The 12474-nt window shown below is 63.7% G+C and carries 12 protein-coding genes and 1 pseudogene; 4 read left to right on the top strand and 9 right to left on the bottom strand.

The annotated features are described in order from the left end of the window. Nucleotides 1-1057: 1057 nt before the first annotated feature. Complete coding sequence (locus tag AB4097_RS10140) at nt 1058-2653, bottom strand: MBL fold metallo-hydrolase (RefSeq protein WP_442039054.1); 1596 nt, start codon at nt 2651-2653, stop codon at nt 1058-1060. 107 nt (nt 2654-2760) lie between these two features. On the opposite strand from AB4097_RS10140, the gene AB4097_RS10135 reads away from it, so the two are divergent. Beyond that, the gene (locus tag AB4097_RS10135) at nt 2761-3456 is read left to right on the top strand and encodes a DUF1003 domain-containing protein (RefSeq protein WP_442039050.1); all 696 of its coding nucleotides are present in this window, start codon (nt 2761-2763) and stop codon (nt 3454-3456) included. Between the two features lie 39 nt (nt 3457-3495). Here the strand turns inward: AB4097_RS10135 and AB4097_RS10130 are convergent, their stop codons facing one another. The 5 genes and pseudogenes from AB4097_RS10130 to AB4097_RS10110 all read right to left on the bottom strand — a co-directional run. Then, entirely contained in the window at nt 3496-4506 is a 1011-nt protein-coding gene (locus AB4097_RS10130; RefSeq protein WP_442039048.1) for a 2-hydroxyacid dehydrogenase, read from the bottom strand. A gap of 195 nt (nt 4507-4701) precedes the next feature. Beyond that, on the bottom strand, nt 4702-6630 hold the full coding sequence (locus AB4097_RS10125; RefSeq protein WP_442039046.1) for a heavy metal translocating P-type ATPase: 1929 nt from the start codon (nt 6628-6630) through the stop codon (nt 4702-4704). A 113-nt stretch (nt 6631-6743) separates the two neighbouring features. Further along, entirely contained in the window at nt 6744-7328 is a 585-nt protein-coding gene (locus AB4097_RS10120; protein ID WP_442039044.1) for an NAD(P)H-dependent oxidoreductase, read from the bottom strand. A 69-nt stretch (nt 7329-7397) separates the two neighbouring features. Next, entirely contained in the window at nt 7398-8231 is an 834-nt protein-coding gene (locus AB4097_RS10115; protein ID WP_442039042.1) for a universal stress protein, read from the bottom strand. Nucleotides 8232-8360: 129 nt separating this feature from the next. Beyond that, nucleotides 8361-8971 (bottom strand): annotated as a pseudogene (locus tag AB4097_RS10110) (zinc-binding dehydrogenase); the annotation flags it as partial. Between the two features lie 11 nt (nt 8972-8982). On the opposite strand from AB4097_RS10110, the gene AB4097_RS10105 reads away from it, so the two are divergent. Beyond that, a complete protein-coding gene (locus AB4097_RS10105; RefSeq protein ID WP_442039070.1) occupies nt 8983-9135 on the top strand; it encodes a hypothetical protein in 153 nt (50 codons plus the stop codon). A gap of 120 nt (nt 9136-9255) precedes the next feature. Here AB4097_RS10105 and AB4097_RS10100 read toward each other — a convergent pair whose 3' ends face one another. Further along, entirely contained in the window at nt 9256-9576 is a 321-nt protein-coding gene (locus tag AB4097_RS10100; protein ID WP_442039040.1) for an ATPase inhibitor subunit zeta, read from the bottom strand. 510 nt (nt 9577-10086) lie between these two features. Here AB4097_RS10100 and AB4097_RS10095 point away from each other — a divergent pair. After that, complete coding sequence (locus AB4097_RS10095) at nt 10087-10413, top strand: DUF1476 domain-containing protein (protein WP_442039038.1); 327 nt, start codon at nt 10087-10089, stop codon at nt 10411-10413. Nucleotides 10414-10495: 82 nt separating this feature from the next. On the opposite strand, the gene AB4097_RS10090 is transcribed toward AB4097_RS10095, so the two are convergent. After that, complete coding sequence (locus tag AB4097_RS10090) at nt 10496-10834, bottom strand: phasin family protein (RefSeq protein ID WP_442039036.1); 339 nt, start codon at nt 10832-10834, stop codon at nt 10496-10498. Between the two features lie 22 nt (nt 10835-10856). Next, on the bottom strand, nt 10857-11258 hold the full coding sequence (locus AB4097_RS10085) for a F0F1 ATP synthase subunit epsilon (protein ID WP_442039034.1): 402 nt from the start codon (nt 11256-11258) through the stop codon (nt 10857-10859). Between the two features lie 315 nt (nt 11259-11573). Between AB4097_RS10085 and AB4097_RS10080 the strand changes: the two genes are divergently transcribed. Then, nucleotides 11574-12311, top strand: a complete 738-nt coding sequence (locus AB4097_RS10080; protein WP_442039032.1) for a F0F1 ATP synthase subunit A — start codon at nt 11574-11576, stop codon at nt 12309-12311. Nucleotides 12312-12474: the final 163 nt, after the last annotated feature.

The raw sequence follows: 12474 nt of genomic DNA, 5'->3' as shown, positions 1-12474 counted from the left end.
TCATCGCTCGGCTACAAGCCACCCGCACCCGAGGTAGTGCTATGGCCGGCTGCGCAACCCAGACCAGCTCCGCAGGCCACACCCACCGTAGCCCCACGACCCATCATGCACTAACATTAACCCCGGACCACCTCGCGGGGGCTGGCCAATGGACACCATCACCTGGATGATACCGAAGTCGGGAGTATCCTCGGCTACGAGCCAGCTCGTCGCGGCACTCGCGGCGATCATCAAGAGACGAGAGACACACGAGATCGTGTCCTCCTCCTGCCGATCGGGACGCGGCACGGGATCAATGCCGCGCCGCCTCCACGAACGGGCTTCCAGTATACCACCGTTCCCGGGCGCGGTTTGTTTCAGATCAAGGCACGTCCGGACGAAGCAGCTCAGCATTGTCCCGTTCCGTTCGAGGATTTCCGGCCGCCGAGTTGCCTTCGGTTCACCACCGATCCCGCTTAACCTGGGCCAGGAGCTTGAGCGAAGGCCACCCACGAACCCGGATCATCGCGGAGAAAGCCATATCGACACATGGGTGGCGGCGGCGTTTGCAGGAAACAACGTCTACGAATCGAGTGTATTCGGCCGACATCCTGCCCCGGCTTCGGTCGCTCCTGGCCGATCTCGCCGACCTCGACCTTGCCTGCGAGAAACGGCTCGAAGCCATCGAGCACGGACTTGGCGACGAGAGCCTCAAGCGCAGGAGGAGCGCCCGGCTTTGGCGAGACCATCAGAACCGCCGTGCATCCTACATCGCGGCACTCGAGGAGTTGCAGGAGCAGGGGAGAAGCTGTTTCCAGTCAGTAGGCGCCGCCCTGGGATCGCAGGATGAAGGAAGTCCGGTTCATGGATGCGATGGACCTCCACGAGGCGCGCACATCCCCGGCTTATGAGGAGCGGCCCCTGCCCTCACCCGCTTCCGTACGTTGAAGAACACGAGATCCGCGCCGCGGTGGGAGCCTGCGTGGTGTGCCGGACCGACCTTCACGTGGTGGATGGCGACAGAACATTCGCAGCATCCTGATCGGGATAACGAAAGAAGACGGTGGGTCAACCAGCCTTAATCCCTTGATTCGTTCTTCAAGGCGTCCCTGATGCGCCTGATGATGACCCCCTTCGCCTTCCTGTCGGCCGCCGCCGCCACGGCATCGCTGATCTCCAGAAGCATCTCCGCATAGTCGTTGTGCCAGTCCCGATGGCCTGCGCTCGCCGGCGGGAGGCGCTCCTCATGGCGCTCGATCCGAACCGCCCGATCGCGCATCAGATCATAGACATCATCGATCTCCGGAATGACGGCAGCGGGCGCGTGATCGAGGCTCCCGAGAGACGCTTGCAGCGCCTTGAGCGGCGCATCCTCCCCATGCACGAGGAAGACCCCGCGTCGGACCGGAAGGCGCTCGGCCAACCAAGCCTTCAACTCCGGCCCATCCGCATGCCCCGAATAGAGGTCGAGCGTCCGCATCCGGGCGCGGACTTTCACCTCCTCGCCGTGGATCCGCACCTTCGAGGCACCATCCTGAAGGATACGCCCGAGTGTTCCCTGCGCCTGAAAGCCGACGAAGAGAACAGTGGCTTCGTCCCGCCAGAGCCAAGCCTTCAGATGATGCCGGATGCGGCCTGCCTCACACATGCCGCTCGCCGCGATGATGATGTGGAAGCTGTGGATGCGGTCGATGGCCTTGCTCTCTTCCACGCTTTCCGTGAAGCGAACCCAGCGGGATTCCAGCGCGTCGACAAGGTCGGCGCCGTTCCGAAGATCCCCGGCGTGCCGCTTGAAGATGGCGCTGGCCTTCGAGGCCAACGGAGAATCGATAAAGATCGGAATCTCGGGCAGTTCACCCGCCTCCATGAGTTCCATCAGGTCGACGAGGAGTTCCTGCGTCCTCTCCACCGCGAACGATGGGATCAGCAGCACTCCACTCGGGTGCATCGCCACGCGGACCTCGTCGCGCAGCATCCGGCGGCGGCTCTCGATGGTGGTGCCCGCGCGATCCGTACCGCCGTAGGTGGACTCCAGGAGCGCGTAATCGAGGTCGCGCGGGCCGTCAGGACCGGGCTGAAGGAGCTTGTGATCGGGGCCGACGTCACCCGAGAACAGGAGCCGGATTGGTTGCCCCTCGCTGCCATGGGTTACCTCCACCTCGATGGAGGCCGAACCCAGAAGATGGCCGGCATTCCAGTAGCGGGCGCGGAAGCCCGGGGCGACCTCCTGCCACTGGCCGTAGGCCACGGGCCGGAACTGCTTGAGGCACGCGACCGCGTCCTCCTCCGTATAGATCGGGGATACGGCCTCCCGACCCCGGCGGCGGTTGCGGAGGTTGAGCTGATCGACCTCCATCTCCTGGATGTAGCCGGAATCCGGCAGCATGATCGACGCCAAATCGACCGTTCCGGCCGTGGCGTAGATCGGTCCGTCGAAGCCGGCTTTCACGAGCTTCGGCACGAGGCCGCTATGATCGATGTGGGCATGGGTGAGGCAGAGAGCATCGATTTCTGCGGCGCGGAATGGGAAGCGCTGGTAGTTAAGCTCCCTCTCCTCCTTCGAACCCTGGAACATGCCGCAATCGATCAGGACGCGGGCCACATCCGTCTCGAGCAGGAAACAGGAGCCCGTCACGGTTCGAGCGGCGCCGTGGAAGTGGAGGCGAAGCGACAAGGGACCCTCCTGGGTGCGGGGAATCTTCGGGCGTTGAGGATGGCACCTTGGTACACCCGCGTCGAGCAGTTAGGTTCGGTCCGTACCAATTCGGCGGAACGGCGATCATGACCTCTCACACAGTGTCTCCCAATGGCACCTGCCCCATCACGGGCAAGGCATATCCCCCGAAGGACTTCCTCCCCTTCGACCAGTTACACCCGGCGCTCGCCGACCGGATCCGACAGGATCACCCGTCGCTTGACGCCCAAAGCCGAGTTAGCAGGGCCGCGGTCGACCAGTACCGCCTGCGCTATGTGGAGGAACTCCTGCGCCAGGAGCGGGGCGAGCTGACGAAACTAGACAAGGAAGTGGCGCGTAGTCTCGCCGAGGGCAGTATGGTTTCGACGAATGTCGAGGAGAGCTTCAACGAGAGGCGCACCTTCGGAGAGCGCCTGTCGGACGGTCTCGCGACTTTCGGCGGGAGCTGGCCATTCCTGATCGCCTTCGGGTTCGTCCTAGCCGCGTGGATCCTCGTCAACGACCTGCGCGGGACCGGAGCCTTCGACCCCTATCCCTATATCCTGCTCAATCTGCTGCTATCCTGCCTCGCGGCCGTTCAGGCCCCGATTATCATGATGAGCCAGAGGAGGCAGGAGGCAAAGGACCGGCTGCGCTCCCTCAACGACTACCAGGTCAACCTGAAGGCGGAGCTTGAGATCCGGCACCTGCACGAGAAGCTGGATCACCTGATCACGCGGCAATGGGAGCGCTTGGCCGAGATCCAGGAGATGCAGATCGAGTTGCTCCAGGAGCGCAGATAGGCGCAATCTCGATCGGACCGTCGCAGGGACGGCGGCTGATCACTTTCCCACGTTCTTCTCGACCGAGACTTCATGCACAGCCCGCCCGCTCGTCTCGAACGCCGTTATGTTCGCCATCGTCGTCTCGGCAATATTGGTCAGCGCCTCCTTGGTGAAAAACGCTTGATGTCCGGTCATGAGCACATTGGGAAACGTCAGCAATCTCGCAAAGACATCATCGCTGATGAAACGATTTGAAAGATCCTCAAAGAACAGGTCGGTCTCCTCCTCGTAGACGTCGAGCCCGAGGCTTCCGATGGTGCCGTCCTTGAGACCCTTGATGACGGCGCGGGTATCGACCACGCCGCCTCGGCTCGTGTTGACGAGCATCACGCCGGGTTTCATTCGCTTCACCGCCTCGGCGTTGATCAGGTGATGCGTTGCCGGCGTCAACGGGCAGTGAAGAGTGATGAGATCACAGGAAGAGAAGAGCTCCTCCATAGGCACATACCGCACGCCCATGGCCTCACAGGCCGGGTTCGGGCGAACGTCGTGCCCCAGGACCGTACATCCGAATCCTGTCATGATCTTCGCCACGATTTCCCCGATCTTCCCGGTCCCGACCACACCGGCCGTCTTGCCATTGAGATCGAACCCAAGCAGTCCCTCCAGGGCGAAGTTGCCTTCGCGCACCCGATTGTACGCCCGATGGGTCTTCCGGTTCAGGGTCAGGATGAGCGCAACTGTGTGCTCTGCGACCGCATACGGGGAATAGGCCGGCACCCGCGCGACCGTGACCCCCTCACGCTGGGCGGCCTCCAGATCGACGTTGTTCACCCCGGCCGAGCGCAGTGCCACAAGTCTGATCCCCCCGGACGCGAGACTGGCGAGAACCTCTCGATCCACTTCGTCGTTCACGAACGCACAGACGGCCTCTGCGCCTGTGGCGAGTTGACTTGTTTCGGCCGAGAGACGTGCGTCGAAAAAGGACAGCTTGTGGCCGTATGCATCGTTCGCGGCGCTCAGGAAACGCCGGTCATAGGATTTGGTGCTGAAAACTGCGACATGCATCGGTACACCTCACTTCGGTAAGAGGGCTCTACATGGGACAGGCAAGCCGATGAGAGTTCAGCGACAAACCCCGCCCGCCATTCCCCCAGGCGCGCTGCTCTACGCGACCTACGCCCGGTTCCTCCAAGATCATTTCGGGAGCACAAGCTTCCGGCACGTCGGAGCATAGCTCTCTTCTGAACTATGGCTCGAACATCATCCGCCAAGACGGTATGTCCCGCCACCCCATAGGGCCCGCAAGGCGTTCAGGATCACGGCGACATCGATGACCTCCTGGATCAGGGCTCCCTGCACGGGGGTGAGATAGCCCAGCGCAGCCACGATCATTCCGGCACCGGAAAGGCCGATCCCGGCATAGACGCTCTGGAGCGCGATGCGCCGGGACCAGCGCGCGGCTTCGATCGCCATCGGTATCCTGTCGAGGCGGTCGACGAGAAGAACCACGTCGGCCGCCTCGGCGGAGGCGGCGGCCCCCCTGGCACCCATGGCAACACCCAAATCGGCTGCAGCCAGAGCCGGCGCATCGTTGACGCCGTCGCCGATCATCATCACGGGGCCATATTGCTTCTCGGCCTGCACGATGGCGATCTTCCGATCCGGTTTGAGGTTAGAATGGACTTCATCGAGATGCAGTCCGACGGTGACGGCTTCCGCCACGTCGCGGCGGTCTCCGGAGGCCAGGACGATGCGGCTGATCCCCAACCGCCGAAGGCTGTCGATCACGTGAGCGGATTCCGAGCGCAGAGCATCCGCCAGGATCAGGAGCCCGGCAGGTTCGCCATCGATCGCCACGGCGACGGCGACCGCTCCGACGGGATAATGACCGTCGGCGAATGCCCCGGCAATCTTCGGAACACGTTGCGAGACGAACCGGACGCCTCCCACGACCACACGGTGGCCGTCGACGATCCCTTCCAAACCCTCGCCCGGGATCTCCTCGACTGCCGTGGGAGGCAGAAGGTCGAGCGCTTCGGCCTGTGCCGCGGCAACGAGCGCCTGCGCAATGACATGCTTCGACGCTTGGTCGAGCGATGCTGCGAGCTGGAGAAGCTTTTTTGAGGACAGGCTCATCGGGTGGATGTGGACGATCCGCGCTTGCCCATGCGTGAGGGTGCCGGTCTTATCGATGACCAGAGCCCGCACATGGGCGAGGGTTTCCAATGCCCGTCCGCCCTTTATCAACACTCCGGATTTCGCGGCGCGCGAGACACCGGCGACGATCGCCACGGGCACGGCCAAGATCAGGGGGCACGGGGTCGCGATGACGAGAACGGCCAGGGCTCTGATCGGATCACCGCTCCACAGCCAGGCTCCGCCTGCGAGGATGATCGTTGCGGCCAGGAATGCCACGGCGAATCGGTCCGCGAGCCGCGCCATGGGAGCCTTCGAGCGCTGGGCGGCTTCGACCAGACGAACGATGCCGGCATAGGTGCTCTCGGCGGCACTGTGCGTTGCCGAGAGATCGAAGACATCGCCGACGTTCATCACGCCGCTCATAACCGGCTCGCCTGTTGCCTTCCGGACGGGAACGGCCTCGCCCGTCAGGGCCGAGGGATCGAGGACGGCCACTCCGCTTGCGACATACCCGTCCACGGGAACGACCTCGCCCTGACGAACGAGCAGACGATCCTTCGGTGCGATGACGTCGAGCGCAACCTCCTTGAGCTTGCCATCCCGGTAGAGGACGGCTGTCCGCGGCGCGCGAGCCAGGAGCGCCGTCATCTCGTGGTTTGCGCGGCGCTCGGCAAAGCTCTCGAGGTACTGCCCGCCGGCGTACATCAAGGCCACGACCACGGCGGCGAGGTGCTCTCCGAACGCAAGCGCGCCGGTCATGGATAGGGCGGCAACGATGTCCAGTCCGACATCCCCACGCCGCAGGCTGCCGATGATCTCGATGATCAGGACGCCCAGGACCGGGACCGTCGCTGCGGCCCAGATCGTCCCTGACCACTGGCCGCCGCCCGTAACGTGCGCTGCAAGACCAAGGACCAGTCCCAGGGTGGGCACGACGACCAGGATGGGACGGGTGAACCGGTAGACCGCCTGCAGCGAAGAAGGCGCCGGCGCGTGGGAGGGTCGGGGCGAGAGGGAGGCTGACAGGCCGGCGGAGTCATGATCGGGCATAGGCGGATTCCATCCGAAGCAAAGAGATTGTCGCCCTTCGCGGTATTCGCCTCAACCCCAGCCGTCCGTGGCGGCTGCGCTTCCGAGATGGCCGGAAAGATCGACGCGGCATGCTAGCGCGCTCTCCTGCCGAGGCCACGCATAGCCTCGATCCACGCTGTGCGCCTGGCGTCGCTCATGCCCTCGACCATACCGATGAGTGTATGACGGTTCGGGCCGATGCCGACCAGAGACAGAATGCTGCGCTTGAGGCTCTTGAGGCCGTGGGCCCCGAAATACCAGCGATACGCGAAGGCAGGCATCCCCATGGTGATGATGATCCGCGACGAGCGTCCCGCGAGGGCCGTCTTCCAACTGCTGCCTGCCCTTGCCCCGCCCGTCATGAAGGCGGGCCGCAGGGTCTGCTCCAGGAAGCCCTTGAGCAGAGCGGGCATCCCTCCCAGCCACAGAGGATAGATGATGACGAGATGCTCGGCCCAAACCAGCGTCCGCTGGGCCTCCGTGATGACGGCTGGCGGCGGGGCCTCGTCCCAATCGGCTTTCGAGCTCAGCAGCGGGAAATCGCGGTCGGCAATGGTGACGAGACGGACCTCATGGCCGCCCACCAGGACCCCTTCGGCATAGGCATCCGCCAGTGCGTGGCAGAAATGACCGCCGCCGCGCGTGGGATGCCCCTGGATGACGGCGATACGCGTCATGCCATTCTCCGGTGTCCTTCGCGTGGAGCCCAAACCTTGGAGCCGCCTTGGGTCGACCGTCGCGCGATCTCAGTGAGCAATCAGGATCGTGCCTTCCGAGGTGGTGAGCATGTCGCGAGTCGCACCACCGAACACCCGCTCTCTGAGACGCGTATGGCCATAGGCTCCCATGATGATGAGATCTGCGGAAACGCGCTTCGCCTCCTCGAGGATGACCTCAGCGACATCCCGGTCCCGGCTGTCAGCGGTGACGACCTCCGCCACGACATTGTGGTGGGCGAGATGGACCTTCACCCCCATGCCGGATTCCGCATCCGATGGAGGGTCTACGAGCAGGACGACCGTTCGGGCTGCCTGCTCGATGAACTCCAGTCCTTCGCGCAGCGCCCGGGCCGATTCGCGGCTGCCGTTCCACGCGACTAGCACGGTTTCGATGGGCCCCTGACGGTGGCAGCCGGGCGGCACGAGCAGCAAGGCGCGCCCGCTGCCGAAGAGCACCGCCTCCGCAAGGTCCGGCGCATCCGGTGACCTGGCCTCCCCATAGGGGCGCGTGGCGATGAAGAGATCGGCGCAGCGGGCCTGATCCACCACCCTCTCGGTTAACGAATCGAACGTCTCGTCGAACCGGCGCAGCTCGCTTGGAACTTGAAGACTGGTCAATCGCTCCGCCAGCCGCTCGGCTGTGACATCACCGTCCTTCAGGGCTTCGTCCTGAAGCTCAGTCAGAACCTGGATCGCGGCCGCCCCCCCATCCATCGGCATGGCGACCGTGAGATCAGGAAGCTGGTTGGTGAAGATCCCGATCAGATGGGCCCGCCCCGCCGTCGCGATCGCCTGTCCGTACTCCAGCCGGATCTCGTCCTCGGAACTTCCATCGAGGTGTACCATGATGTCCCTGGTCATCGCATCGCTCCTCCATCGGCTCGAATACGGCTGATGCCGGAGCCGTTGATGACCATCATGGGATCAACATCGGGACCTTGCTTTGATCTGGAGCAATCTGTCCAAGGCAGGCGGCATCGTGGCCGTGGGTCATGGCGTGATCGCAACCTTCAGCACGCCGTCGCGCTGATGGGAGAACAGGTCATAGGCCTCCTCGATCCGGTCGAGCTTGAAGCGATGCGTTACGAGCGGCCGCGTGTCGACCCGTCCAGAGGCGATCGCACCGATCAGCCGACGCATCCGTTCCTTGCCGCCCGGACAGAGCGTGGTGCGGATCGTATGATCCCCCAGCCCGGCCAGGAAGCCGTCGAGCGGGATCTTGAGATCCTCCGAGTACACGCCGAGCGACGACAGGGTGCCGCCGGGACGAAGCACGCGCAGCGCCGCCTCGAAGGTCTGCTGGCGCCCGAGCGCCTCGATGGACACGTCGACGCCGCGCCCATCGGTGAGACGCCTGATCTCCTCGACCGGATCCGCCTTCGTGAAGTCGACCACATGGTCCGCGCCCATCCGCCGCGACACCTCGATCCGCTCCGGCACGCTCTCGACCGCGATGATGGTGGTGGCGCCCATCAGCTTCGCACCGCCGTGGCGCAGAGCCCGATCGGGCCCTGCGCGAACACGGCCACCGTGTCGCCGATGCGGATGTGCCCGCTTTCCGCGCCGGAGAAGCCTGTCGACATGATGTCCGGGCACATAGCACCGTAGTGCGGTGCGGCACTATCTGGCCCATCTCGACGCAACGATCCGGCATTCGGGTCTCGACGCAAAGGACCGCGCAGCCGCGCGCCAGGAGGATCCGCAGGGGCTGGGCTTTGCCTGCGGCGAACGCCTGGACGATCCCACGCCGACACAGCGCAGGTGAGAGCGGTTGAGAATGGTGCAGCACTTAAATCGACGTAATCAGGCCCGGTCCGCCGGCCGCCTGAGGAGGCTCTCGCGCGTTCACCGCCCTCATGCATCAACCGCAACAGTGGCCTTAGGGTCACATGAGCTTGCGCGCGAGCGTCACCGCCGCGGCACTGGTGGAATCTCCCTGTGCTGTCGGTATGAGATTCCCGGCCTTGAGCGTAAGCTCGGTCATGACATTCAGGATCCGTTCGTCCGATTCTGCAATGCCCGCTGCCTCAAAGTCCCGGTGGATCTTGCTGAACACGTCGCTGTTTGCGGGATCATTCGCGCCCTTGGCGAAACCCTCCGCATAGGTCTCAGCGTCCAGGCCCGTCAGGCCCAGTCTCTCGGCGGCCCACCGGCCGAGAAGCTTGTTGCGCAGCATCGTCTTTACCGTATCGTCGGAGTTGGTCATTTGAAATCCTCGATCACGCTGCCCGCTGAATGCGCCTTCATATCGATGGTCTCTGCGGACCGGACGGATTCGGCAGCAAAAGCCTCCGGATGACGGGGCAGGCCGTGAAGACCCGGCTCTCCCCCCGCCTTCCGCAGGCGTTCGCTTCAATCGATCGCGCGAACCCGGGGCCGGGATTAACCCATCATCCTCTCGCCAACACTGCGCCCGCCAAATGCCGTTGGCAAGCCGCTTGCCGTGAAATTCGGGTATCTGCCAATCAACCCCGAGCGCGGGATCCGGCTCTATGGCTGAAGGAAGCGGCTGCTCATCCGGCGCAGATTGTCGATCAGGATGTGCATGTTGAAGCAAGGGTAGACTTGCCACCCGTACCCTGTGCCGGCACGACCTTGGTCCGGATTCATCCCGGTATGACCCGATCCAACGTCATGGTCAGGCGAACATCGTTTTGGTGTATGATCGGAGCGGCAAAAATCCTATTGGTAGCCACCATAACCCCTGGAGGCGTCCATGACCCTTTTCCAAGATCGCGAGCAAGCCTTCGAGCAGACGTTCGTGCATGACGAGGAGGCGAGATTCAGGGCGCTGGCGCGGCGCAATAAGCTGTTGGGACAGTGGGCCGCCACCCAACTCGGCCTCACGGGTCAGAAAGCCGACGCCTATGTCAACGAAATCAGCGGCAGCCTGGTGGCACGTGTCGTCGACGAAGGCCTGGTCGAGAAGCTTCGGGCCGACTTCGTGACCAAGGGCGTCAACCAGTCCGACGAGCAGATCCGCGAGAAAATGGCCGAGCTGATGGCGGCAGCCGTCGCCCAGGTTCGCTCAAGCACGTGGTGAGCGGACAAGAGTCATATGCGCAAACGCCCCGCGCCTGACGCGGACATGATCCGTCACTCAGAGAAACACGGCCCGAAGACCATTACCCCTTCGGGCCAGACCCGCCGTTGGCGGACCTGGTGCAGATGGTCGTCAGCTTGCCCATCTCGGAACTGTAGTCGCGCAAGGTTTCCTCCATCCAGCGGGAGTGGACGGCTGCCACGTCCGCCAGATTCTGGCAGCCCATGATTTCGCGGGTAGTCGCGGCGTCCTTTTCAAGCCGCAGCGAGACGAAGCCGATCATCTCGCGCTGGCATTCGGTAGTTGCCGCGAACCAGGCTTCCGCAGCATTGACCAACGCTTGGTTGCCTTCCGGCACTGCGATCCTGGTGCTGCTGCGAAGCGCCTCCGACGTTCCCGCTGATTTCGGCATGGTGGTCATGGATCGTCCTCCTTTTTCCGTTTCAGAATGAGCGGGTTGTCTTCACCTGCTCCAGGCGGCTGATGGCATAATCCGCCTCCCGGCGAGCCCGATCGTAGCCGATGGCCTCGCGCATGGTCTCCAGGCGCAGGATCTCCTCGTCGAGGCGGTCGCGCGTGAGTTCCTCCGGTGGTAGCGCCGCTTGGCCAGAACCGACACGCCGGTGTTGGTGATCTCGACGAACCCGCCCCGCACGAAGGCGCGGTGGCCAATGCCCCTGAACATCGGTCGCCGCGATGATGCCGGGGTTGAGCATCACCATGGTCGGCTCGTGCCCGGGCATGAAGGTCATGTCGCCTTCGGACGCCGGCAGCATCACGGCCCGCACCTCGCCGGAGAACAGGATCCGTTCCTGCGCAATCAGCCCAAGCAGTAGCGTGGCCACGGCTTCCCTCCCTCGTCGCGATGTCCGCGTCTGAATACGCCTGTCATGGAGCGCTCAAAGAATTGCCCACGTGGCCATGCCGCCTCGTCCGGTGAACCTGGATGCCGACATGCCATGCATGCAGGGTGCGGCCGTTCGCGGCAGCGAGTATACCTCTCTGTGCCTGCATCGGTTGATCGTTTTGGCCACCGGCTTCACATTTCGGGCATGCTGGGCTTCGATCATGTCGGTTCAACGGACCTGCCACCCGCTTGTCTTTGCGTTTGCTGACCCTGTGGAGTATTCTTGGGCACCCCGCCAGCAGGAGACGCGGCCATGGCTAGCCCCATGGAGCAATTCGTCGTCACCCCTATCATTCCCTTGGGGAAGCACTTCGCCTTCACCAATGCCGCCCTATTCATGACGGTCGCCGTGGTGGTCATCGTGGGCGGCCTAATGCTGGCCACGCGCAAACGTGCCGTCGTCCCCGGCCGCGGGCAATCGGCGGCGGAGATCCTGCACGAGTTTGTCGGGACCACCATCAGGGACACGGCGGGACAGGAGGGCATGAGGTTCTTCCCCATCGTGTTCACGCTCTTCATGTTCGTGTTGACATGCAATCTTCTCGGCCTGATCCCCGGCTTCTTCACCGTCACCAGCCAGATCATCGTCACCTTCGCGCTGGCGACGCTGGTAATCGGGACGGTGGTCATCTACGGCAGCATGAAGCACGGCATGCATTTCCTTGGACTTTTCGTCCCCTCAGGCGTGCCGAAATGGCTACTCCCGGTGATTGTGCTCATCGAGGTGATTTCATTCCTCGCCCGTCCGCTCTCGCTGAGCCTGCGTCTCTTCGCCAACATGCTCGGCGGGCACATCGCCTTGAAGGTGTTCGGTGGTTTCGTGGTGTCGCTGGGCGCGGCCGGCTTGGGCTTTGCCTTGCTGGCTCCCCTTCCCCTGGCCATGACAGTAGCGCTTACGGCATTCGAGTTCCTGGTCGCGAGCCTACAGGCCTACGTCTTCACGGTCCTGACCTGCATCTATCTGAACGATGCGCTACATCCCGGCCATTGACCCACCGGTCGAGGCTCGTACGTCCTTCCCGTCCTCGCTGCGCGCGAGCGACGGCGGACTTGAGACAGTTTCAACCGTTCTGGATCAACGCCTACCGACCTTCACGGCTTGGCGCAGGCGCTCCGGTGATATCTGCTCGCCGCGCCGGCGGACAATGCCTGCA

This window comes from Microvirga sp. 2MCAF35 (genome assembly GCF_052115545.1).
Lineage (GTDB): Bacteria > Pseudomonadota > Alphaproteobacteria > Rhizobiales > Beijerinckiaceae > Microvirga.
The sequence above is the reverse complement of the archived record's forward strand: the minus strand, read 5'-3'. Positions and strand labels throughout refer to the sequence as shown.